At 72.8% G+C, this 22,262-nt stretch carries 19 protein-coding genes; 7 read left to right on the forward strand and 12 right to left on the reverse strand.

What is annotated here, in order from left to right; all coding sequences use genetic code 11:
• Positions 1-32 precede the first annotated feature (32 nt).
• From ACQP1P_RS20325 to ACQP1P_RS20345, 5 genes are read right to left on the reverse strand one after another with little or no spacing between them, the layout of a single operon-like run.
• Positions 33-368, reverse strand: coding sequence for a DeoR family transcriptional regulator (locus tag ACQP1P_RS20325; RefSeq protein ID WP_433088335.1), 336 nt, complete (start codon positions 366-368; stop codon positions 33-35).
• On the reverse strand, positions 365-1,852 hold the full coding sequence (locus ACQP1P_RS20330) for a glycoside hydrolase family 36 protein (RefSeq protein WP_433088337.1): 1,488 nt from the start codon (positions 1,850-1,852) through the stop codon (positions 365-367). The genes ACQP1P_RS20325 and ACQP1P_RS20330 overlap by 4 nt, the downstream gene beginning before the upstream one ends.
• A gap of 29 nt (positions 1,853-1,881) precedes the next feature.
• Positions 1,882-3,222 (reverse strand): ABC transporter substrate-binding protein, encoded by a 1,341-nt coding sequence (locus ACQP1P_RS20335; RefSeq protein WP_433088339.1) that lies wholly within the window; start codon positions 3,220-3,222, stop codon positions 1,882-1,884.
• 17 nt (positions 3,223-3,239) lie between these two features.
• Entirely contained in the window at positions 3,240-4,121 is an 882-nt protein-coding gene (locus ACQP1P_RS20340) for a carbohydrate ABC transporter permease (protein WP_433088341.1), read from the reverse strand.
• Positions 4,122-4,131: 10 nt separating this feature from the next.
• On the reverse strand, positions 4,132-5,067 hold the full coding sequence (locus ACQP1P_RS20345) for a carbohydrate ABC transporter permease (RefSeq protein WP_433088343.1): 936 nt from the start codon (positions 5,065-5,067) through the stop codon (positions 4,132-4,134).
• Positions 5,068-5,236: 169 nt separating this feature from the next.
• On the opposite strand from ACQP1P_RS20345, the gene ACQP1P_RS20350 reads away from it, so the two are divergent.
• The 3 genes from ACQP1P_RS20350 to ACQP1P_RS20360 are packed head-to-tail and all read left to right on the forward strand — an operon-like array spanning position 5,237 to position 11,003.
• Positions 5,237-7,573: a fibronectin type III domain-containing protein gene (locus ACQP1P_RS20350; protein WP_433088345.1), complete on the forward strand. Its 2,337-nt coding sequence runs from the start codon at positions 5,237-5,239 to the stop codon at positions 7,571-7,573.
• A gap of 35 nt (positions 7,574-7,608) precedes the next feature.
• Positions 7,609-9,798 carry a DUF4832 domain-containing protein gene (locus ACQP1P_RS20355; RefSeq protein ID WP_433088347.1) on the forward strand — a complete coding sequence of 730 codons (2,190 nt, stop codon included), beginning with the start codon at positions 7,609-7,611 and terminating at the stop codon, positions 9,796-9,798.
• Positions 9,799-9,833: 35 nt separating this feature from the next.
• A complete protein-coding gene (locus ACQP1P_RS20360; protein ID WP_433088349.1) occupies positions 9,834-11,003 on the forward strand; it encodes an ROK family protein in 1,170 nt (389 codons plus the stop codon).
• Positions 11,004-11,026: 23 nt separating this feature from the next.
• Here the strand turns inward: ACQP1P_RS20360 and ACQP1P_RS20365 are convergent, their stop codons facing one another.
• The 4 genes from ACQP1P_RS20365 to ACQP1P_RS20380 all read right to left on the reverse strand — a co-directional run bounded on the left by ACQP1P_RS20365 (position 11,027) and on the right by ACQP1P_RS20380 (position 15,829).
• Positions 11,027-11,521, reverse strand: coding sequence for a GNAT family N-acetyltransferase (locus ACQP1P_RS20365; protein ID WP_433088351.1), 495 nt, complete (start codon positions 11,519-11,521; stop codon positions 11,027-11,029).
• A 30-nt stretch (positions 11,522-11,551) separates the two neighbouring features.
• Entirely contained in the window at positions 11,552-14,587 is a 3,036-nt protein-coding gene (locus ACQP1P_RS20370) for an ATP-binding protein (RefSeq protein WP_433088353.1), read from the reverse strand.
• Positions 14,588-14,698: 111 nt separating this feature from the next.
• The gene (locus ACQP1P_RS20375) at positions 14,699-14,956 is read right to left on the reverse strand and encodes an FAD-dependent monooxygenase (RefSeq protein WP_433088355.1); all 258 of its coding nucleotides are present in this window, start codon (positions 14,954-14,956) and stop codon (positions 14,699-14,701) included.
• A 108-nt stretch (positions 14,957-15,064) separates the two neighbouring features.
• A complete protein-coding gene (locus tag ACQP1P_RS20380) occupies positions 15,065-15,829 on the reverse strand; it encodes an FAD-dependent oxidoreductase (protein WP_433088357.1) in 765 nt (254 codons plus the stop codon).
• 137 nt (positions 15,830-15,966) lie between these two features.
• Between ACQP1P_RS20380 and ACQP1P_RS20385 the strand changes: the two genes are divergently transcribed.
• Genes ACQP1P_RS20385 through ACQP1P_RS20395 form a run of 3 tightly spaced genes read left to right on the forward strand, consistent with a single transcriptional unit; the run spans position 15,967 to position 19,133 of the window.
• The gene (locus ACQP1P_RS20385; RefSeq protein WP_433088358.1) at positions 15,967-16,323 is read left to right on the forward strand and encodes a VOC family protein; all 357 of its coding nucleotides are present in this window, start codon (positions 15,967-15,969) and stop codon (positions 16,321-16,323) included.
• Positions 16,320-16,769 carry a pyridoxamine 5'-phosphate oxidase family protein gene (locus tag ACQP1P_RS20390; RefSeq protein ID WP_433088360.1) on the forward strand — a complete coding sequence of 150 codons (450 nt, stop codon included), beginning with the start codon at positions 16,320-16,322 and terminating at the stop codon, positions 16,767-16,769. The genes ACQP1P_RS20385 and ACQP1P_RS20390 overlap by 4 nt, the downstream gene beginning before the upstream one ends.
• Before the next feature lie 9 nt (positions 16,770-16,778).
• Positions 16,779-19,133, forward strand: coding sequence for an ATP-binding cassette domain-containing protein (locus ACQP1P_RS20395; protein WP_433088362.1), 2,355 nt, complete (start codon positions 16,779-16,781; stop codon positions 19,131-19,133).
• Between the two features lie 30 nt (positions 19,134-19,163).
• Here the strand turns inward: ACQP1P_RS20395 and ACQP1P_RS20400 are convergent, their stop codons facing one another.
• The gene (locus ACQP1P_RS20400) at positions 19,164-20,051 is read right to left on the reverse strand and encodes a Dyp-type peroxidase (protein WP_433088364.1); all 888 of its coding nucleotides are present in this window, start codon (positions 20,049-20,051) and stop codon (positions 19,164-19,166) included.
• Between the two features lie 196 nt (positions 20,052-20,247).
• Between ACQP1P_RS20400 and ACQP1P_RS20405 the strand changes: the two genes are divergently transcribed.
• On the forward strand, positions 20,248-20,382 hold the full coding sequence (locus tag ACQP1P_RS20405; RefSeq protein WP_433088365.1) for a hypothetical protein: 135 nt from the start codon (positions 20,248-20,250) through the stop codon (positions 20,380-20,382).
• A 6-nt stretch (positions 20,383-20,388) separates the two neighbouring features.
• On the opposite strand, the gene ACQP1P_RS20410 is transcribed toward ACQP1P_RS20405, so the two are convergent.
• Positions 20,389-21,510, reverse strand: a complete 1,122-nt coding sequence (locus tag ACQP1P_RS20410; protein WP_433088367.1) for a serine hydrolase domain-containing protein — start codon at positions 21,508-21,510, stop codon at positions 20,389-20,391.
• Positions 21,511-21,662: 152 nt separating this feature from the next.
• Positions 21,663-22,217, reverse strand: a complete 555-nt coding sequence (locus tag ACQP1P_RS20415; RefSeq protein ID WP_433088369.1) for a TetR/AcrR family transcriptional regulator — start codon at positions 22,215-22,217, stop codon at positions 21,663-21,665.
• Positions 22,218-22,262 lie beyond the last annotated feature (45 nt).

The following is a 22,262-nucleotide window of genomic DNA, read 5'->3' on the forward strand; positions in this document are numbered from 1 at the left end:
CGCGGGCGGCGCCGGCGGGCGCGGCCGGCGGTTCAGGAGGCGCGGCGCAGGCGGGTGCAGGCGTCCAGGGCCTGCTGCAGGGCGGTCTCCACCGTGGTCAGGTCCTTGCGCTCAAGGGCCAGCCGGACCCGGGTGAGGCACGCGGCGAGGAGGCGCTCCTCGCCGCGCGGCGCCGGGGGCCTCGTCGCGCCGCCGCGAATGCGGACCAGAGCGCCGTTCACGGCCAGCCGGGTCAGGTCCCGGTGGATCGTGGCCGTGGAGGCGCCCGTCGCGTCGCGGATCTCCTCGACGGTGACGTACTCCCGCCGCGCCAGCAGATCCAGGATCCGCTGGCGCCGCAGGGTCGGCAGCATCTGGGCGGTGTTCATGAGATCGGGTACAGCTGGCCGTCGGTGGCGACCGCGGGCGCGAAGTCGACCTCGCGGCCGTCCAGCGTGAACCGGTACCGGCTCAGCCGCCGGATCTCGGGGGAGGCCTCGAGGTAGCCGCGCAGCTCCTCCAGCTCGGCCGGGGTCAGCCACGCCGGCGGGTCCGACACGGCCCGGAAGCCGCACACGTCGGCCAGGTCCCGCAGCCACTGCAGCTGCTGCGGCGTGAGCAGGTTGAGCCTGCTGCGGAAGTAGACGACGTCCGGGTCGACCTCGACGAGCGGGGACTGCCACAGCCGGTGCACGCTGTTCACGACCGCGTTGCGGGCGGTGGCGTCGGAGGGGTCGACGGAGGCGTAGTTGTCCCACATCGGGGCCACGTCCGGGCCGCTGCGCAGGCCGTCGAGCAGGCCCAGCGACGGCAGCAGGATCGCGCCGGAGCCGAGCAGGTAGACGTCCTCGCCCGCGGCCTCGCGGATCACGTGCAGGGCCTCGCGGTAGATGCGCTCGCGGTCCCGGCCCGGCAGATAGGCCGCGGCCGCGTTGACGAAGTCAAGCTTGAGGTACTTGAACCCCCAGTCGTGCACGACGGTGCGGATGACCCCGGCCACGTGCTCACGGGCGTCGGCGCGGGCGAGGTCGAGCGCGTAGTACGGCCCGCCCCAGTTGTAGCCGGCGACGACCGGGCGCCCGGACGCGTCGTGCAGCAGCAGCTCCGGCCGCTCGGTGGCCAGGCGGGACGTCGGCAGGGCGATGAACGGGGCCAGCCACAGCCCGGCGGTGAAGCCGGCGTCGGTGATCTGCTTGACGAGGCTGCGCATGCCGCCGGGGAACTTGGCGTTGGGCGTCCAGTCGCCGACCCGCTCCTCCCAGCCGTCGTCGATCTGCACCACGTCGAACGGCAGGCCCGTGAGGTCGGCGATGTCCTTGGTGAGCTGGGCCTCGGTGACGTTCTCGTAGTACGCGTACCAGCTGCACCACACGTTGCCCGCCCGGCGCCGGCTCGTGCCGAAGCGCTCCGCGAGCTGGTCGGTGTAGGCGCGGAACACCTCGTCCTCGGGCCCGTAGGCGAGGAACCACTCGGCGCCGCCGCCCGCGTACCAGCCGGTGAGGGTGTCGTGGTCGGCGGTGAGCCGCGGGGTGTCCAGTCCCAGCGCGCCCAGCAGCAGGGTCCGGCCGTCCGCGCCCTGCAGCGCGGCGACCGCGGAGCCGTGGTGGCGGCCGGGGTCGTCGAACGCGGGGTCGTCCGCGGTCACCAGCCGGGTCGGGTTGGGGATGCGCAGCGGCGGCTCGCTGAGCCGCCGCCAGCCGCACGGGCTCCACGAGTTGTGGCCGTGCCGGTAGAAGGAGGCGTCGCCGAGCCCGTGCAGGATCGCGATCCGGCCGGGCGGCAGCAGGATGCCGCCCGGTGCGGGCCGCGGTGCCCCGTCGCCGGTGTGCTGAAGGGCGAAGTGACGACCGCCGAGCTCGACGACCTGTGCCATGGTTCTCCTTAACGAAAGTGCGTCACGAACTACTTGAAGAGCGCGTTGACCTGGTCGTTGGCCTTCTTCAGGGCGTCGGCCGGCTGGGCGGAGCCCAGGACCACGCCCTGCAGCGAGTCCTGCACGATCTGGCTGATCTCGTTGCCGTGGTCGGTGATCGGCAGGAAGAAGGTGCCGCCGGGGGCCGCGGCCTCGTCGGTGAACACGTGCACGTCGCGGCCCGCGGCCTTGTGGGCGGCGAGGGCCTTGTCGGCGCCGGACTTCAGCGCCGGGAAGACGACGGCCTTGTCACCCACGATGTCCTGGCAGGCGGCCGAGCCCAGGAACTTCACCCAGGCCCACGCCTGCTCGGGGTGCTTGGTGCCGGCGTAGATGGCGTCGGAGAGGCCGTTGATGGCGCTCTTGCGCCCGGCCGGGCCGGTGGGCAGCGGCGCGAACGCGTACTGCTGCTTCGCCCCGGTGCCGAGGTAGGAGCTGATCGTCCAGGAGCCGACGATGGTGAAGGCGGCCTGCCCGGCGTCCATCACGGCGTCGCGGCCGAGGGTGGACTGCTTGTCGAACTTCGGCGCGTAGCCGGCGTCGATGAGGTGCTTGAACCAGGCGATGGTCTCGGCGAGCTTGGGGTCGTCGTACTTGTACCTGGTGCCCCACGGGTTCTTGTCGAGATACGTGAACCCGTTGGAGACCGCGAGGTCGCCCCAGCCGTTCTGGCCCTGGGAGCCGTCGGCCCACTCGGGCAGGAAGCCGTACACCTTCACCTTGGTCTTGTCGAACGCCGGGTCCAGCCCGTTCCTGCCGTTGGCGTCGACGGTCGCCTTGGCGATCGCCTGCTCGAAGGTGCCGCCGTCGGCCGGGTTCCAGGTGAGCTTGTCCAGGCCGGTCGCGTCGGGGACGAACTTGGTGTTGTAGACCAGGGCCATGGTGTCCCAGTCCTTCGGCAGCCCGTAGCGCTTGCCGTCCTTGACGAACAGGTCGGCCAAGCCGGCCTGGTACTGGCTGAGGTCGACCTTGTCCTTGTCGACGAACGGCTGGATGTCGAGGATCTGGTTGCTGGACACGAACTGCGGGTAGTACGAGGCGTGGTCGGTCCACACGTCGGGCGCGCTGCCGCTGGCGAGCTGGGTGGTGAGGTTCTGCCAGTACTGCGCCCACGCGGTCTGCGAGATCTTGACGGTGATGTTCGGGTTGGCCTTGGTGAACTCGTCGGCGCACGCCTGGTAGGCGGGCTGCTGCTTGTCGTCCCACAGCCAGTACTCGAGGGTGACCTTGCCGCCGGTGTCGTCGCCCGAGGAGTTCGAGCACGCGTGCAGCAGCGGTAAGGCGAGCGCCGCGGCGGTGACGAGCGCCGCCGTGCGGGAGCGTCTGCGCATTGGGGGATTCCCTTCGGTTACTTGATGCCGGTGAAGTTGAGGGACTGCACCAGCCGCTTGCCCAGGAAGATGAGCAGGGCGAGGACCGGCAGGACGGACAGCGTGGAGGCGGCCATGAGCCCCGTCCAGTCCGGCTGGGTGTTGGGGGATTGCTGCAGGAACACCCCGAGGGCCACGGTGAGCACCCGGGTCTGCTCCCCGCGGCCGACGAGCAGCGGCCACAGGAAGTCCTTCCACGCCCACACCGACGTCGTGAGGGCGATGGTGATCAGCGGCCCGCGGCTCATGGGCACGATGACCCGCCAGAAGACGCCCCACCTGCCGGCCCCGTCGATGATCGCCGCCTCCTCCACCTCGCGCGGGATGGACAGGAAGAACTGGCGGAGGAAGAACACCGCGAACGGGGTCATGAGCAGGTTGGGGGCGACCATGCCGAGGAACGTGTCCATGGCGCCGAGGCTCTTCACGAGCGTGAAGTTGGGCAGCAGCGTGAAGATGGGCGGGACCATCAGCGCCGCGACGATGATCCCGAAGACCAGGTCGCGGCCGGGGAAGCGCAGGCGGGCGAAGGCGTATCCGGCCATGGCGCAGCAGAACGTCTGCACGCCCGCGATGAGCGCGCAGTAGACGACGGAGTTCAGGGTGTACCGCAGGAAGTTGATCCGCGCCCCCGAGCCCCCGGCCTCGCGCGCGGTCTGCGGGTCGACGAGGCCGAGCACCCGCCAGAAATTGATCATCGTCGGGTGGGCCGGCACGACGGCGGTGCTGTCGGTGTAGATGTCGGCGGCGGGGGTGATCGCCGTGCGGATCATCCAGTAGAACGGCGCGATCGTGAGCACGAGGAACGCGGCCAGGACGAGCCAGGCCAGCACCTTGCCGGGCGAGAAGCGGCGGGTCATGGCAGGCCTCTCAGGTCAGGTCCGAGCGGGATGCGCGCAGCAGCCGCATCTGCACCGCGGTCAGCACGCCGAGGATCACCACCAGCACCATCGCGGCCGCGGCGGCGTAGCCCATGTGGAAGTACGTGAAGGCCTGCTGGTAGATGTAGAAGTAGATGACCCGGGTCGCACCGACCGGGCCGCCCTTCGTGGTGACCGCGACGGTGTCGAAGATCTGGAACGAGCCGATCAGCGAGACCACGAGCACCAGGGCGAGGATCGGGCGCAGCAGGGGCAGCGTGATCCGCCGGAACATCCGCAGCTCGCCGGCGCCGTCCAGGGCCGCGCTCTCGTAGAGGTGCGGCGGGATCTGCAGCATCCCGGCGTAGAGCAGCAGGGCGGTGTACCCGGTGTAGGCCCACGTGTTGACGAGCGCGACGGACGGCATGGCCCAGTCCGGCGAGTTCAGGTAGGCGCGGTTGTCCACGCCGAGCATCCCGAGCAGGTGGTTGACGAAGCCGAGGTTCGAGTCGAGCAGCCACATCCACAGCAGGCCGACGGTCACGTTCGGCACCAGCCACGGCAGCAGCATCGTGGCGCGCACGACGACCGAGCCGGTGAGCCGGTGCATGAGCGCGGCCAGGCCGAGCGCGAGCACGGTCTGCGAGCCGATGTTGAGCACGACGTAGTAGGCGGTGACCTTCAGCGAGTTCCAGAACTGCCCGTCGGAGACGAGCTCGCGGTAGTTGTCGGCGCCGACGAAGTCCGGGGTGTTGAGCAGGCTGTAGTCGGTGACGGAGTACCAGACGCCGCGGATGGTCGGGTACAGGTAGAACACCGCGAAGCCGAGCAGCACCGGCGCGAGGAAGAGCCAGGCGACCCAGCGGTCGTCGCGGGCCCGGCGGGGCCCGGGGCTCTCCTCGGCAGCCGGCACCGTGGCGGCGGGCACCGCAACGGTGTTGCTCATCGTCACGATCCGACCTCCAATCGATCGAAGATCTTTGAAATTTGGCGTCTTGCGGCGGGGGGTGTGTGGCCGCTAATAATGATGAAGCTCATGGAAAGTTTGTCAACACCTCCTCGTATCGATATGGCGAACGAGGAGACTCCGCACCCCTGATCCCGGAGGTCCATCCATGCGCACAACCCTGCGGCGGCGCCTCGCCCGCGCCGTCGCACTCTGCACGGTCGCCGCCAGTGCCGTGCTCGTGTTCGCGCCGCACAGCGCGGCCGCGTTCACCGCGGTGCCCGCCGGCGTCCCCGCGCGCCCGGCCCCGCCGGCCGCGCCGAGCCCCGGCCTGACCGACCACCCGCTCACCGCCGCCCCGAGCCCCCTGGACAACCCGCTCAAGGGCTTCGCCCGCTTCTACTTCCCCGGCGACAACCAGAACTCGGGCTACCCGCGGTCCCTGGCGTGGAGCTACTTCGGCCTGTCCGAGGTCATGACCAGCGCGACCGACTGCTCGACGTACAACTGGTCCATTGTGGACAACGCGCTGAACGAGATCGCCTCGTACGGCAACCAGGCCGCCATCCGCTTCTACATGGAGTACCCGGGCGGCACCGGCAGCCACCCCGGCAACGCGATCCCGCACTGCTTCGACGGGCACGTGACCTACCGCAACAACACGTACTGGGGCACCGTCAGCCCCGACTACGACAGCGCCTACCTGCTCACCGCCGTCACCAACTTCATCAACGCGTTCGGCGCCCGCTACGACGGCGACCCGCGCATCGGCTTCATCAACCTCGGCCTCGTCGGCCTGTGGGGCGAGTGGCACACGTGGCCGTTCGACACCGACACCGCCGACGGCTACCCGAACCTGATGCCGACCGACGCGCACGCGGCCCAGATCGTCGCCGCGTTCGACAACGCGTTCAACACCACCAAGCTCGAGATCCGCTACCCGGACTCGGCCGGCGGCGCCGCCAACGCCCGCGACATCGGCTACCACGACGACTCGTTCTGCTACAAGGAGGGCTCGCCGCTCAAGGGCGTCACCCTGCCCCAGTCGCTCGGCGGCGCCGACTACTCCCAGCTCCAGCGCGCGCTGAACATGGGCGTGGAGAACAAGTGGGTCACCGACTCCATGGGCGGCGAGGTGCGCCCGGAGATCCAGAGCTCCGCGTTCACGTCGTGGCCCGGCGGCTCCGGCCAGGTCGACAACATGAAGGCCTGCATCGAGCTCGAGCACACCACCTGGAAGATCAACCAGACCAGCCAGAGCTACTCGTCCACGGACCCGAACGTGGCCGCGGCCGTGCGGCTCATGGGCTACGACCTGTCCGCGACGCACGCCTACTACGCCAACAGCGTCAGCGGCAGCGCCACCGTCGGCGTCACGCTCACCAACAACGGCGTGGCCCCGTTCTACTACCCGTGGACGGTCTCGCTCGGCCTCAAGGACGCCTCGGGCGCCGTCGTGAAGACCTGGGACACCCCCTGGGACCTGCGTACCGTCCAGCCCCTGAAGATCCGCGCGTTCCCCGACTGGAACGTGGGTGCCGACCCGACCTACCGCGACTTCGGCTACCCGCAGTACTTCCAGTCCAGCGTCAGCCTCGCCGGCGTCGCCAACGGCTCCTACCAGCTCGTCATGCGGGTCAAGAACCCGCTCGAGGCGCTGAGCCCGGCCGCGAAGAAGCTCCGGTTCGGCAACGCCACCCAGAACGCCGACGGGTGGCTCGGGCTCGGCTCCATCGGCGTCGGCGGCTCCACCGGGGGCGACACCACGCCGCCCTCGGCCCCGACCGGGCTCACCTCGCCCGCGAAGACGTCGAGCAGCGTGTCGCTGAGCTGGAACGCCTCGACCGACAACGTGGGCGTGACCGGGTACAGGGTGCTGCGGGGCGGCACCCAGGTCGGCACGTCGGCGACGACGTCGTACACCGACTCGGGCCTGAACGCGTCCACGGCCTACACCTACACGGTCCGGGCCTACGACGCCGCGGGCAACACGTCGGCGGACTCCTCGCCGATCACCGTGACGACGTCGCCGTCGAGCACGCCGAGCGGCCTGGTGCTGGACGACTACAACGGCACCCCGGCCTACCCGTCCGCGGCGCAGAACGACCTCGGCAAGTGGACCGGCGGCAACTGCTTCCTCAACGGGGGCGGCAACGGCGTCGTCTCCGGCGGGGTGCTGACGCTGCAGTACAACAACTGCGGCTGGTTCGGCTCCGACGTCAACCAGGACGTCTCGCAGTACACCTACCTCGTCGTGCGGATCAAGGGCAACAGCGGCGGCGAGCAGACCCACTTCAACCTGGGCCTCGGCGGGACCACCAAGGTCTTCGGGGACTACACGCTGGACGGCGGCGGCCACCCGGTCATCACCACCGCCTACCAGGACATCAAGATCCCGATGGTCGCCAACGGGATCAGCCGCACCAGCCCCGCGCAGCTCGCGATGGGCTTCTGGTTCGGCGGCAACAGCTCCGTCTCCATCGACAGCTTCTCCTTCAGCAACTGATGTCGCGCACCCTTCGAGTCCGGACGGCCGCCGCCGTGGCGGCGGCCGTCCTGGCCCTCTCCCTGCTCGGCCCGGCCACCACGGCCGAGGCCGCCACCACGACCGCCACGTACACCGGCGACTTCGGCACGGTGTTCGCCAACCCCGAACGCGGCTTCCACAACCGCTACGAGATCATCAACGATCCGTCCGTCAACGACTACGCGAGCAACACCATCCCCGGCTTCAACCCGGACATGCTCGACCGCACGTTCGCGCGGGCCAAAGCCGACGGCGACACGCTCATCCACTCCTACGTCCACCTCGACAAGTACCAGACGACCGACCTGCCGCAGCCGCTGCTGGACAATCTGGGAACCGGCCTGGCCGCGATCCGGGCGCAGGGGCTGAAGATCGTCCTGCGGGTCGCCTACGTGTGGGACGGCTACTCCGCGGTCACCGAGCCGCAGATGGAGCGGCACATCGACCAGCTCGCCCCGGTCCTGGCCGCGAACGCCGACGTCATCATGCACCTCGAGGCCGGCTTCTTCGGCGCGTGGGGCGAGTGGCACGAGAGTCCCTACACCGCCGCATCAGAGCAGAACCAGGCGCCGGTCCGGGCCGCACTGGTGAAGAAGCTCCTCAGCAGTACCCCGGCCTCGATGCCGATCGCCATCCGGTACCCGATCTTCAACTACGAGTTCGCCCACGGCACGACCATGACCACGCAGGACCTCGACCGGCTCGGCTTCCACGACGACTGCTTCCTCGCCGACTCGGCCGACATGGGCACGTACGACCAGAACTCGTGGCTGGGCTGGTTCGACGTGCCGGTGAAGAAGCAGTGGGTGTACGACTACGCCACCTCCACCGGCGGCAACAAGATCGTCGGCGGGGAGACCTGCAACGCCAGCGGCGGCAACGACGCGGCCGGCGTGAACGCGCAGTACGAGCTGAGCCACCAGCACTGGACCGAGATCAACGAGGACTACGCGGCCGTCAACACCGACCTGTGGAAGAGCGCGAACATGGCCGCGTCCGGGGTCGACCCGGCCGAGACCCTGTTCACCCGGATCAAGCGCAAGCTGGGCTACCGGCTGCGGCTGGCCGACGCGACCTTCACCAGCCAGGCCGCGCCCGGCTCCGGCTTCACGTTCTCCGCGCACCTGTTCAACGACGGATACGCCGGCATCATCAAACCGCGTCCGGTGTACCTCGTGTTCGACAACGGCACCAACCGGTACAACGTGCAGCTCACCGGCCTCGACCCGCGCACCTGGAGGTCCGGGGCGGTGACCGTGGCCACCCAGACCGTGACCCTGCCGGCGATGGTCTCCGGGACGTACAAGCTGGCCCTGTGGCTGCCCGACCAGGCCACCGGGTTGCGTTCTGTCTCTTCGTATTCGGTCCGGCTGGCGAACACGGGCACGTGGGACCCGGCCAAGGGGTACAACGTGCTCGCCAACGCGGTCTCGGTGGGCGCCTGCACGGGCGACTGCACGCCGCCGACCGCCCCGACGCTGTCCGCCGGCGCCGTGAACGGTCAGTCCGTGCCGCTGTCCTGGGCCGGCGCGACGGACAACGTCGGCGTCACGGGCTACCGGCTCTACCGTGACGGCACGCTGCTGGCGTCACCGGCCGGGACCACGTACACGGACACCGCCGTGCCGGCCGGCACGCACAGCTACACGGTGACGGCCCGGGACGCGGCCGGGTACGACTCGCCGTCGAGTAACACCGTGAACGTCACGGTGAGCGGCCCCACCGACCCGCCACCCGTGGGGCTGGTGCTCGACGACTTCGACGGCACCCCGGCGTACCCGGCGGCGGCCAAGAACGACCTCGGGCGGTGGACCGGCGGCAACTGCTTCCTCAACGGGGGCGGCGCCGGCGTCGTCTCCGGAGGGGCGCTCGCGCTGCAGTACGACAACTGCGGCTGGTTCGGCTCCGACGTCGGGCAGGACGTGTCCGGCTACACCTACCTCGTCGTGCGGATCAAGGGCGCGACCGGTGGCGAGCAGGCACACTTCAGCCTGGCGCTGGGCGGCGCGACCAAGGTCTTCGGCGACTTCGTCCTCGACGGCGGCGGGCACCCGGCGATCACCACGGCGTATCAGGACATCAAGGTGCGATGGCCGCCAACGGCATCAACCGGGCGAGCCCGTCTCAGCTCGCGCTCGGGTTCTGGTACGGCGGCAGCGGCACGGTCACCGTCGACAGCATCAGCTTCCAATAGTACTTTGTAAAGTCCATAGCAATATTGGCGAGCGGAGGGCAGACCGTGCCAGATCAGGTCATCACCGGTACCGACCTGTCGCGGCTGCGTGAGCTCAACTCGCTGACGGTGGTCCGGGCGCTGCGCGACCAGCCCCCGGCCACCGTCACCGAGCTCGCCAAGCTGACCGGCCTGTCGCGCCCCGCGGTCGACGTGATCGCGCAGGGGCTCGTCACCGGCGGCTGGGCCACCATCGTCGAGCCGGGCGGCAGCAGCGTCGTGGGCCGCCCGGCCCGCCGCTACCGCTTCCGCGCCACCGCCGGCCACGTCATCGGCGTCGACATCGGCGGCCACAAGGTCCTCGCCCTGCTCGCCGACCTCGACGGCAACGTGGTGCACACCACCCGCCGCGCGGTCGCGGCCGACGCCGGCCCGGCCGAGCGCCTGGCCGCCCTCGACCAGGTGCTCGCCGACGTGCTGCACGAGGGCGGGAAGTCCGCCGACGACATCTGGGCCGTGGCCGTCGGCGTCACCGGCCCGGTCGACGCGTCCGGCAAGACCACCCTGTTCACGCCGCTGCCGGGCTGGCAGACGGTCGACCTCGCGGCCCACCTCAAGGACCGCTTCACCTGCCCGATCGTGGTGGAGAACGACTGCAAGCTGGCCGCGCTGGCCGAACGCTGGCGGGGTGTGGCGAGCGACGCCAACGACATCGTCTACCTCCTGGCGGGCATGCGCAACGGCGCCGGCCTCATCATCGACGGCGTCCTGCGCCGCGGCTTCGGCGGCGCCGCGGGCGAGATCGGCGCCCTGCGCGCGGTGCGCTGGCTGACCGCCCCCGAGCACCTGCAGCGCTGCCCCGGCGTCCCGTCGTCCGTCGGCCCGGACGACGCCGCGGCCTGGGTCTTCAACGCGGCCCGGGCCGGCAACCGCGACGCCCGCACGGCGGTGAACCGCTACGTGAAGGACCTGGCGGTGGGCACGGCCGCCCTCGTGCTCGCCCTGGACCCGCAGGTCGTCGTCTTCGGCGGCGGCTTCTCGCGCTCGGCCGACCTGGTGCTGGAGCCGCTGCGGCGCGAGCTGGCCAAGCTGTGCCTGCGCATGCCGGAGGTGCGGGCCTCGACCCTGGGGGCGGACAGTGTGGCGCTGGGGGCGCTGCGGCTGGCGCTGAACGAGGTCGACCGCCGGCTGTTCACAGCGGGCCTGAGCGCCCCGGTCGCCCCCCGCCGCGACTGACGGACCGTGCCCTGCGGCCGCGGTTAGAGCGCCAGGTCGCGCTCGTACCAGGTGCCGGGCTTGCCGCCCACGTGGGCCGGGTCGGCCGGCCCGACCGGGACGAACCCGGCCTTGGCCAGCACCCGCTGGGACGCGGCGTTCTGGCCGGTGGTGGCCGCCCGCAGGGTGCGCAGCCCGTGCTGGGCCACCGCCAGCCGGCACAGCTGCCGGACGGTCGCGGTCGCCACCCCGCGACCGGAAACATGCTGCGCGACCCGGTAGCCGAGGGTCGCGGTGCGGTCCTGGATGTCGTACAGGTTGAACCGGCCGAGCACCGAGCCGTCGTCGGCGACGAGCACGTAGAAGGCGCAGCCGCCGGCCTCCTGCTCGGCCAGCAGGGCGTCGTAGCGGTCGGTGAACCGGTCGAAATAGTCGTCGCCGCGGTCGGAGATCGAGGCGGCGAAGTACGCGCGGTTCGCCAGCTCGAAGGCCAGGACCGCCGGGGCATGGCCGGCGCGCAGCCGCTCCAGCTCGGGCATCGCCCGACTGTACTCAGCGGCGACGCCGGCCTACGCGAGCAGGTCGTCCATCAGCGCGCCGATGCGGCGGGCGGCGAGGACCCCGGTCAGCCCGGCGGCCGTCGCGAGCAGGTCGTCGCGGCTGTCCTGGTCGCCCACGGCGGCCGTGAGCCGCTCGCCGCGGCCCAGCGCGAAGAACAGGCCGATGTTCGCGCCGATGCGGGTGGCCAGCGCCCAGAGCTCGCGGGCCGCCGCGGGGTCGCCGCGGAAGGCGGCCAGCTCGGCGCCGCCCATGGCCCAGGCCCCGAGCACCGGGCGGTCGTGGGCGGCCAGCACGTCGGCGCGGCAGTCCCGCAGGGCTTCCGTGGCGCGGGCGCCGGCTCCGGCGGCCGGGTGGGCCTCGGCGACCCAGAGATACAGCACGGCACCCGCGATGCGGAACTCGATCCCGGCCTCCGTCGCGCCGGCAGCCGTCCGCAGCAGGGCCTCGGCGTGGGCCAGCGCCTCTTCGGGCCGCTCGCGGCGCCAGGCCAGCTGGGCGAGGCCGAGGTGCGCCTGGCCGATGTCGACCTCGTCGGCCTGCTCCGAGCCGGCGATCTCCAGCAGGCGGCGCTCGGCCTCGGTGTCGCCGGCCAGGGCCAGGTGGGTGTCGAGCACGGCCCGGGCGGAGCGGGCGTCCTGGGCCGCGCCGATCAGGTCCAGGTGGCGCTCGCTGCGGCGCAGCCACTCGTCGGTGCGCGCGCCGGGGCCGGCGTTGAGCCTGTGCCCGGCGGCGTGGGCGGCCATCCCCATGCCCCAGTGGTCGCCGACGGCCTCGAAGCGGCGGTAGGCCAGCTCCGCGTCCGGCCGCGGCCCGACGTTCTCCAGCAGTACGGCGCGGATGAAATGGCCCATGCCCTGCACGTACGGGTCCGGGTGGGCGACGAGCAGCGCGGCGTCGGCCAGGCTGCGGTCCGGGTCGCTCTGCTCCAGTCCGGGCAGCGCCGTGGCCAGCGCCACCGTCCGGGGCCGCACCTCGCCGGGGCGGTGGGCGAGCAGGTTGCGCAGGGCGCGGCGGGCCAGCGCGTTGAGCCGCAGGGGGCCGGTGTTGCCCGCGTTGACGCCGATGAGCACCAGCAGCCAGGCGAGCCGGTCGGCGTGCGGCCGCGGTCCTCCGGCGGCCGCCGGTCGCTGGATCGCCGAGCGTTTCCGGGCGACCGGGTCGTCCAGGCGCAGCAGCGTGCGCGCCACGGCGCTGGCCTCGGGATGCTGCCCGCGTACCGTCCACAGCTGCAGCAGCGCCCCGGCGATGTCGACCGCGGCCGGCTCGTCGTCGTGCTCGATCGCCCAGCGCAGGGCGGCGAGGAGGTTCTCCTGGTCGGCCGCGCAGCCCGCGATCGCCTCGAGCTGCTTCGGGCCGATGAAGTCGCCGATCAGCGCGACGGCCCGGCGCACGGCCCAGCCGACCAGCCCGGCCATGGCCGCCCGCCGCCCGCCGGACGCGGTGAGCCGCGCCTCGCCGTATTCGCGGACGGTCTCCAGCATGCGGTAGCGGTCGCGTTCCAGACGCAGCAGGGACTGCTCGACCAGGATCGCCAGGCCGCGGCGGACGTCGGCGCCACCGGCCACGGCCGTCGCGGTGTCGGCGGTGAACGGGGCCGGGATCACGGCGAGCCGTTCCAGCAGGTCACGCTCGGCGGGGGCGAGCAGTTCGCGGCTCCAGTCGACCATCGCCCACAGGCTGGCGTGGCGCTCGGGCAGGCCGCGCAGGGCGTCGTCGAGCAGGGCGAACCGGTCGGTGAGGCCGGCCAGTACGTCCTCGATCGGCATGTGCCGCAGCCGGGCGGCGGCCAGTTCGAGGGCGAGCGGCAGGTTGTCGAGCCGGTTGACGAGCGCGAGGGCCCGCTCCCGCGGCCAGGCCGGCACCGAGCCGCCGGCGCGGACGCGGGCCTCCAGCAGGGCGATCGCCTCGTCGTCGGGCAGCGCGGGCAGCCGGTGGACGACCTCGCCGACCAGGCCCAGCGGCGCCCGGCTGGTGGCGAGGACGCCGGCCTCGGGCGGCGCCACGGCCAGCAGCTCGGCCACGACCTGCGCGGCGGCGCCGAGGACGTGCTCGCAGTTGTCGAGCACGAGCAGGCCGTCCAGCTCGGCCTCGGTCAGCACCGCGAGGACGGCCGGCCGAACCTCGGACGGCGAGCGCAGCCCGGCCAGCTCGACGACGTGCACGGGCCGGGAGCCGCTGACGGAGCGGGCGAGCTCGGCGGCCAGCCGGGTCTTGCCCGCCCCGCCCGTCGCGACGACGGTGACCAGCGGCGCCTCCAGCAGCGCCCGGCCGACGGCGGCGAGGTCCGGCTCGCGGCCCACCAGCGGGGTCACGGCCCGGCGCCAGGCGGCGGGGAGACCGCCCGCCGATCGTGGCCGGGCGGTGCGCAGCTGGCCCCGCAGCAGGGCCAGGTGCGCGTCGGCGAGGGCGGGGGAGGGGTCGGCGCCGTACCGCTCGGCCAGCTCCTCCCGCACCCGTCCGACCAGGTCGAGCGCCTCGGCGTCGCGGCCCTGCGCCGCGAGGACCCGCACGAGCAGCGCGGCGGCGGGCTCGTCGGGCGGCACCCGGGTCGCCAACCGGCGCAGGTCGGCCTCGTCGAACGGGCCCCCCGCGGCCAGCGCGGCCTCCGCCCGCAGGGTCACGACGTCGCCGAAGAGCCGGGCGCTGCCGGTCTCGTCCAGCTCCGGGATCTCCGGGAACAGCGCCCGCGCCTCGTCGGCGCGGTCCCGCGCGCGGGCCGCGTCGCCCGCCGCGAGCGCCTGCCGGCCCCGGTCGGTCAGCTCGCGGACGGTGACGGCGTCGATCTCCACCTCCCCGGCCGGGATCCGGTAGCCGCCGGGCGCCGCGAGGACCGGCACGCCGAGGCGGCGCACCCGGCCGACCAGGGCCTGCACGGCGCCGGTGGCGTCGTCGGGCGGCGCGCCGAGCCAGACCGCGTCGATCAGCGCGCCGGTGGCGACGGTGCGGCCCCGGGCGTCGACGAGCTCGCGGATCACCGCGGCCAGGCGGTCGCCCCGCACCGGCCGGCCGTCGACGGCCAGGGGCCCGAGCGTCGTGATCCGCACGCCCTCATCATCGCGCACCCGGCCGGGTCGGATCGCAATCGGGCTTGTCGCTCGGCGGGGCGCACGTCCGACAGTTCGCCCGACTCATCGCGGCCGCTGGCCGGGTCGGGCTCATCGCGCCCCGGACAGCAGGGAGACCAGGTTCGCAGCCGCGCCGGCGCCCAGCAGCACGGCATTGTTGACCGCGCCCTCCGCCCCCGCCGCCGCGCTGCGCGGGAACATCGCCTCCTCGTACGACGCGAGCGCCGCCTCGATGTCGCCGGGATGAGCCGCGATGGCCAAGCCGAGCTCGGCGCCGTCCTGCATCGCCAGGTTCGCGCCCTCGCCGTTCGGCGGCTGCAGGTGCGCGGCATCGCCGAGCAGGGTCACGCCCGGCACGCGGTCCCAGCGCAGGTCGGTCGGCAGCGCGAAGTGGGGCCGCAGGACCGGGGGCCTGTCGCTGTCCGTGATCAGGGCGGCCAGCGCGGGGGCCCAGCCCTAGACCTCCCGCGCGATCCGGGCCGTGGCCGCGGCCGGGGAGTCGAAGTCGACGGTCGTGAACCAGGCCAGGGGCCGGGACAGCCAGAGGTACGCGTGCAGGTTCCCGTCGGCCTCCCGATGGCCCAGGAACAGTTTGCCGCTCGCGCGGGTGTCGAAGGCGAACAGCGAACCGCCGCCGACGACGCGGGCGGTTGCCGGGTGGCGGCGGTCGGCGTCGAACAGGAAGGTCTCGATCGCGGCGGTGCCGCCGTACGCGGGGGTGGCGTCCGTGAGCAGGGGACGGACCCGCGACCAGGCCCCGTCGGCGCCGACGAGCGCATCGGTGACGACGGACGTGCCGTCGGCGAAGGTCAGCTCGTAGGAGCCGCGGCCGCGTACGGAGGCGAGCTTGTGGCCCCAGCGGACGGCACCGGGTGGCAGCGAGTCGAGCAGCATCCGGCGCAGCGCCGCGCGGGGGACCTCGGGGCTGTCGCCGGAGCCGTCGTCGGGCCTGTCGAACAGCACGGTGCCGTCGCGGTCGACGACCCGGTAGGACTCGCGGCCGGGCAGGACGATCCGGCGGAACTGCGCCGTCAGGCCGGCCGCGGCCAGGGCGGGCTGGCCGTTGTACTCGTGGATGTCGAGCAGCCCGCCCTGGGCCCGGTCCGCGGGCGAGCGCTCGGCCTCGTACACGGTGGACGGGATGCCGTGCACGTGCAGGACGCGGGCCAGGACGAGACCGCCGAGCCCGGCGCCGACGATCGTGACTGAAGGGTTCGTCATGCCCGAAGCGTGCGCGGGGTCGTCGACACGGCAGCGACACGGCAGCGACACGGCGCCGACACGTTCGTGCGACGCCGGCGCGACTTCGATCAGGAATCGAGAAGTCCGGGCCGAGCCGCGCACCTAGGCTCGAACGCATGACGAACATCGAGAACCTGGGCATCAAGACCGTGCTGCACCCCGTCTCCGACCTCGAGAAGGCCAAGGCCGTCTACACCGCACTGCTGGGCCTCGAGCCGCAGCACGACTCCGCGTACTACGTCGGCTACGACGTCGCCGGTCAGCACATCGGGCTCGTGCCCAACCGCGGCCCGCAGGGCGAGACGGCGCCGGTCGCCTACTGGCACGTCTCCGACATCGCGGGGAAGATCTCCGAGGTCACCTCGGCCGGCGGCACCGTCAAGGAGGCCGCGCACGACGTGGGCAACGGTCGCCTGGTGGCCACCGTGCTCGACGCCGACGGCAACGTCCTCGGCCTGCTCCAGGACCGGTGAGCGCGGCCCGATCCCGCGCCGAGCGCCAGCGGGACACGCGGGAGCGGCTCGCCCGGGACGTCGACGTCTGGGTGGCCAGCGCGTCGCCGGAGGGTGAGCCGTATCTCGTGCCGCTGTCCTTCGACTGGGACGGCGAGGCGCTGCTCATCGCCACACCGGCGGCGAGCCCGACCGGGCGGAACCTGGCCGCGACCAGGGTCGCCCGGCTGGGGCTCGGGCTCACGCGGGACGTGTCGATGATCGACGGGGACGTCGAGGTGCTCGCGATCGACGCGCCGGCCAAGGAGGTCGGCGACCGGTTCGCCGCGCGGAGCGGGTTCGATCCGCGGGAGTACGGCTCGTCGTACAACTGGTTCCGGATCACTCCCCGGCGGGTGCAGGCCTGGCGTGAGGAGCATGAGCTGCGCGGCCGCGAGATCATGCGCGACGGCCGCTGGACTTCGTAGGGAGACGACATGGGCAGGCACGCCGCTGACCGCCATGACCTGATCCGCGTGACGGGCGCGCGCGAGAACAATCTCAAGGACGTCAGCATCGAGCTGCCCAAGCGCCGGTTGACGGTGTTCACGGGCGTCTCCGGCTCGGGCAAGAGCTCGCTGGTGTTCAGCACCATCGCGGCCGAGTCGCAGCGGCTGATCAACGAGACGTACAGCTCGTTCGTGCAGGGCTTCATGCCCGCGCTGGCCCGGCCCGACGTCGACCGGCTGGAGGGGCTGACCACCGCGCTCGTCGTGGACCAGCAGCGCCTCGGCACCGACCCGCGCTCCACGGTCGGCACGGCCACCGACGCCAACGCGATGCTGCGGATCCTCTTCAGCCGGCTCGGGCAGCCGCACATCGGCGGCCCGAACGCGTTCTCGTTCAACGTCCCGTCGGTGCGGGCGAGCGGCGCCATCACCGTCGAGCGCGGCAACCGCTCGACGGTCCGGGCCACCTTCGAGCGCCTCGGCGGCATGTGCCCGCGGTGCGAGGGCCGGGGCTCGGTCACCGAGCTCGACCTGACCCAGCTCTACGACGCGAGCAAGTCGCTGGCCGAGGGGGCGATCACGGTGCCCGGCTACAGCATGGACGGCTGGTACGGCCGGATCTTCCTCGGCTGCGGCTTCTTCGACCCGGACAAGCCCATCAAGCAGTTCACCAAGCGCGAGCTGGCCGACTTCCTGCACAAGGAGCCGACCAGGATCAAGGTCGACGGGGTCAACCTGACGTACGAAGGCCTCATCCCGAAGATCCAGAAGTCCATGCTGGCCAAGGACGTCGACGCCCTCCAGCCGCACGTGCGCGCCTTCGTCGAGCGCGCGGTCGCGTTCCGGACCTGCCCGGAGTGCGACGGCACCCGCCTGGCCGGGCCGGCCCGCGCCTCGAAGGTCCGGGGCATCAGCATCGCCGACGCGTGCGCGATGCAGATCAGCGACCTGGCCGAGTGGGTCCGGGGGCTGGACGAGCCGTCGGTGGCGCCGCTGCTGGAGGGGCTGCGCCACGCGCTGGACGGGTTCGTGCGCATCGGTCTCGGGTACCTCTCCCTGGATCGCCCCGCCGGGACGCTCTCGGGCGGCGAGGCCCAGCGGGTCAAGCTGGTCCGGCACCTCGGCTCGCCGCTGACCGACGTGACGTACGTCTTCGACGAGCCCACCGTCGGCCTGCACCCGCACGACATCGCGCGCATGCACGAGCTGCTGCTGCAGCTGCGCGACAACGGCAACACGGTGCTCGTCATCGAGCACAAGCCGGAGACGATCGCGATCGCCGACCACGTCGTCGACCTCGGCCCGGGCGCCGGCAGCGCGGGCGGCCAGGTCATGTTCGCGGGCACCGTGGCGCAGCTGCGCAAGAGCGACACGGTCACCGGGCGGCACCTCGCCGACCGGGTCGCGCTCAAGGACCCGGTCCGCCGGCCGACCGGGATGCTGCAGATCCGCGGCGCGAACGCGCACAACCTGCGCGACGTGGACGTCGACGTCCCGCTCGGCGTGCTGACCGTGATCACCGGCGTCGCCGGCTCGGGCAAGAGCTCGCTCATGCACGCCTCGGTCCCTCCGGGGGCCGGGGTCGTGGCGGTGGACCAGGGCACCATCAAGGGCTCGCGGCGCAGCAACCCGGCGACGTACACGGGGCTGCTCGAGCCCATCCGCAAGGCGTTCGCGAAGGCCAACGGCGTCAAGCCGGCCCTGTTCAGCGCGAACTCCGAGGGCGCCTGCCCGACCTGCAACGGCGCCGGGGTCGTCTACACCGACCTCGGCATGATGGCGGGCGTCTCCTCCGTGTGCGACGAGTGCGACGGCAAGCGCTTCGAGGCGTCGGTGCTGCGGTACAAGCTGGGCGGGTACGACATCAGCGAGGTGCTCGCCATGCCGGTCACCGAGGCCGGGGCGTTCTTCGCCGACGGCGAGGCCAGGCTGCCCGCCGCGCACGCGATCCTGTCCCGCCTCGCCGATGTCGGCCTGGGCTACCTGAGCATCGGCCAGCCCCTGACCACCCTCTCCGGCGGCGAGCGCCAGCGGCTGAAACTGGCCACGCACATGGCCGACAAGGGCGGCGTGTACGTCCTCGACGAGCCGACCAGCGGCCTGCACCTCGCCGACGTGGAGCAGCTGCTCGGCCTGCTGGACCGGCTGGTCGACGCCGGCAAGTCGGTCATCGTGATCGAGCACCACCAGGCGGTCATGGCCCACGCCGACTGGATCATCGACCTCGGCCCCGGCGCCGGCCACGACGGCGGCCGCGTGGTGTTCGAGGGCACGCCGGCGCAGCTGGTCGCGGCCCGTTCGACGGTGACCGGCGAGCACCTGGCGCGGTACGTGGCCCGCTGACCCGGCCGCCCTGGCCGCCCCGGTCGCGGCCTACTGCCGCTGCAGGTAGGTCGTGGCCGGGGCGAAGAACAGCGAGCCGGTGACCGGGGTCGAGAAGTCCAGGATGCGGTCGTGCGGGTCGTCGAGGAACATGCGCTCCAGCATGTGCTCGGTGATCGACGGGCTGCGGGAGTAGCCGGCGAAGTACGTGCCGAACTCGCCCCGCCCCGCGGAGCCGAAGGGCATGTTGTCGCGCAGGATCTTCGGGCCGATGTCGGTGCGCGCGACGTGGGAGTCGGGCGGCTTGCCGGCCAGCTCCACATTGGACAGTTTCTGGCGGCCGATCGCGCGCTCCTGCTCCTCGACCGGCAGCGCGTTCCAGGCCTCGAGGTCGTGCAGGTACTTCTGCACGATCACGTAGCTGCCGCCCGCGAAGACAGGGTCCTCCCCGCCGACGAGCACGGCGTCGCGGGCCGCCGCGCCGGTCGGGTTCTCGGTGCCGTCCACGAAGCCGAGCAGGTCGCGCACGTCGAGGTACTTGAAGCCGTACACCTCGTCCCGCAGCGTGGTCACCGGGCGCACGCGCCGCATGATCTCGGCGCCGAGCGCGAAGCACAGGTCGAGGCGCTGGGCGCGGATGTGGAAGAGCAGATCCCCGGGCGTACCGGCGGCCTGGTGCGCGGGCCCGTGCAGGCTGCGGAACGGGTGCAGATCGGCGGGGCGCGGGCCGGGGAAGAGCCGGTCCCACGCGTTCGAGCCGATGCCGGCGACGCAGCTGAGGCGGCCCTGCGGCGCGTTGAACCCGACGGCGCGCTGCAGCCCCGGCAGGTCGGCGAGCAGGTCCCGGGCCGTGGACTCCCCGCCCGGGTCGAGGGTGACCACGAGAAACAGGGCGGTGCGGGTCAGCGGGCTCAGCACGGCCTGCGGCTCGATGCGCACGGTCGCCGGGACTACCCCGCTCGCCCGCGACTATGCGCGGCCGGGGTCCGCTCCACCGCCGCCTCCCCCTTGACCTGCAGCTCAACGCCACCTACCGGCGGCCGCGCCCCGGTCCGCTCCCGCCCGGCGTCGTGCACCGCTCCGGCGTGCCCGGCGACGAGCAGCCCGGCTACGCCGCCGAGACCGCCGGCGCTCGATGCTCGCCGGCCGCCGGCCGCACCAGCTCGACGCCGCGCTGGACGGCGTCGAGCTGGAGCTGAGCGAGGAGGCGACGGAGCGGCTCAGCGCGGCGGACCGGTTCGCGCGGGCGCGCGCCGGCGCCGAGCGCTGAGCGGCCTCAGCACAGGGCCGCGTCGACGCTGTTCGCCACGTCCTTGACCATGTCGAGCGACGTCGGCAGCCCGGTCACGGCGACGACGGCGGCGCGGCCGTCCGTGGTCACCAGGTTGCGCGTCTCGAAGCCCTGGATGTCGCCGCCGTGGCCCCAGGCGATGCCGCCGCAGGGCAGCTCGTGGCGGGCGATGCCCAGGCCGTACGACCAGTGCTCCGTCGGCTCGAAGTCCGCCGCGGGCACGGTCGTCAGCATGGCCTGCTGCTGGGCCGGCCGCAGCAGCCGGCCGGCGAGGAGCGCCTCGAAGAACGCCCGCAGGTCGGACGGCGTCGAGACGAGCTGGCCCGCGGACCACCCGAGCGACGGGTCCATCTCGGTGACGTCGACCCACGGGGCGCCCGGCGCGACGGCGACGTAGCCCTGCGGGTGGCGGCCCCGCAGCCGCTGCTCGCCGACGCCCGGCCAGTACGTGTCGCGCAGGCGCAGCGGCTCGATGACGCGCCGGGTGATCTCCTCGCCGATGGGCCGCTGGGTCACCCGTTCGGCGATGAGCCCGGCGAGGACGTAGTTGGTGTTGCTGTACTCCCACTTCGCCCCGGGCGCGAAGCTCGGCGGCTTCGTGAGCGCCGCGTCCACGAGCCGCCGCGGCTCGAAGTACGCGTGGCTGAGCGCGACCAGATCGTCGGGCCGGGCGAACAGCACGTCGTCGTAGTCGGGCAGCCCGCTCGTCTGCTGCAGCAGCTGGTGCACCGTGATGCGGGACCCGTCGTTGCCGTTGCCGTGCACGATCCCGGGCAGGTAGTGCTCGACGCTCTGCTCGAGGTCGATCTTGCCCTCCCCGACGAGCTGCAGCACGACGACGGCCGTGAACGTCTTGGTGTTGCTGCCGATGCGCACCTGCCCGTTGACCGGCACCTTGTCGCCGGCGGTGGAGTCGCGGACGCGGCCGTCGCGGCCGCGGACGGAGGCGAGCGCGCCGGGGAAGCCGTCGTCGCGCACGAGGTGGTCGAGCTGTGTCCGGACGCCGTCGCGCGCCGGGTCGGCGAGCGCGGGCGGCACGGCCACGACCCCGGCCGCGAGGACGGCCGAGACCCCGGCCGCGACGAGAACGCGTGTATTCGTTGGCATGCATCGAACGCTATGAGGGCCGGGACCCCGGGGCGATCCAGTGGGCCGGTCGATCGCGGTAGCGCAGGCTGTACCTCCACGGACGACGCGGGCGTCCTCGCCGCGCCGACCAGGCACCGCCGCGGCCGGCGGCGATCGCGCCCCCGCCGCGCCTACCCGGCGGCCCGGAGGCCGGCCAGCAGGATGTCGAGGTAGCGGCCCTCGGCGCCCGCGCCGGTGCCCGCGTCGACCGCGTGCTGCACGCCGCAGATCAGCCGGCGCACGTCGTCGGCGGTGACGTCCGGGCGGATCGCGCCCTGCGCCCGGGCCCGGGCCAGGACCGTCGTCACCGCGGCGCCGAGCCGGGCGTGCAGGTCCGTCGTCGCGTCCAGGCAGGCGGGCTGGGCCGAGCCCAGCACGAGCGCCAGCGTCGGGTCGTCGCGCAGCAGGCGCAGCGCGTCGCGCAGCAGGGTCGCGAAGCCGGCGGCCGGCTCGGGGTCGGCCGCGGCCGCCTCGGCGCCGGCGACGAGCGCCCCGAGGCTCTCCGCCGCGAGGGCCTCCAGCAGCGCCTGGCGGCTCGCGAAGTGCCGGTAGGCGGTGCCGACGCCCACGCCGGCGTCCTTGGCGATGGCGTTCATGGGCAGGTCCAGGTCGCCGGCGCGCACGCGGTCGCGGGCGGCCGCGAGCATCTGGGCCCGCACCCGGGCGGAGTCGGCGCGGAGCGTCACAGCTAGAGGATAACTCATCCGTTCTGTGCTACGGTCGGGACCATC

Origin of the sequence: Dactylosporangium sp. CA-052675 (assembly GCF_050947935.1) — a bacterium.
Classification (GTDB): domain Bacteria; phylum Actinomycetota; class Actinomycetes; order Mycobacteriales; family Micromonosporaceae; genus Dactylosporangium.

Bases quoted from the DNA above. Each gene is read 5' to 3' on its own strand.
- ACQP1P_RS20325 (WP_433088335.1), bottom strand. From the start codon at position 368: ATGAACACCGCCCAGATGCTGCCGACCCTGCGGCGCCAGCGGATCCTG.
- ACQP1P_RS20330 (WP_433088337.1), bottom strand. From the start codon at position 1,852: ATGGCACAGGTCGTCGAGCTCGGCGGTCGTCACTTCGCCCTTCAGCAC.
- ACQP1P_RS20335 (WP_433088339.1), bottom strand. From the start codon at position 3,222: ATGCGCAGACGCTCCCGCACGGCGGCGCTCGTCACCGCCGCGGCGCTC.
- ACQP1P_RS20340 (WP_433088341.1), bottom strand. From the start codon at position 4,121: ATGACCCGCCGCTTCTCGCCCGGCAAGGTGCTGGCCTGGCTCGTCCTG.
- ACQP1P_RS20345 (WP_433088343.1), bottom strand. From the start codon at position 5,067: ATGAGCAACACCGTTGCGGTGCCCGCCGCCACGGTGCCGGCTGCCGAG.
- ACQP1P_RS20350 (WP_433088345.1), top strand. From the start codon at position 5,237: ATGCGCACAACCCTGCGGCGGCGCCTCGCCCGCGCCGTCGCACTCTGC.
- ACQP1P_RS20365 (WP_433088351.1), bottom strand. From the start codon at position 11,521: ATGCCCGAGCTGGAGCGGCTGCGCGCCGGCCATGCCCCGGCGGTCCTG.
- ACQP1P_RS20380 (WP_433088357.1), bottom strand. From the start codon at position 15,829: ATGACGAACCCTTCAGTCACGATCGTCGGCGCCGGGCTCGGCGGTCTC.
- ACQP1P_RS20385 (WP_433088358.1), top strand. From the start codon at position 15,967: ATGACGAACATCGAGAACCTGGGCATCAAGACCGTGCTGCACCCCGTC.
- ACQP1P_RS20395 (WP_433088362.1), top strand. From the start codon at position 16,779: ATGGGCAGGCACGCCGCTGACCGCCATGACCTGATCCGCGTGACGGGC.
- ACQP1P_RS20405 (WP_433088365.1), top strand. From the start codon at position 20,248: ATGCTCGCCGGCCGCCGGCCGCACCAGCTCGACGCCGCGCTGGACGGC.
- ACQP1P_RS20410 (WP_433088367.1), bottom strand. From the start codon at position 21,510: ATGCCAACGAATACACGCGTTCTCGTCGCGGCCGGGGTCTCGGCCGTC.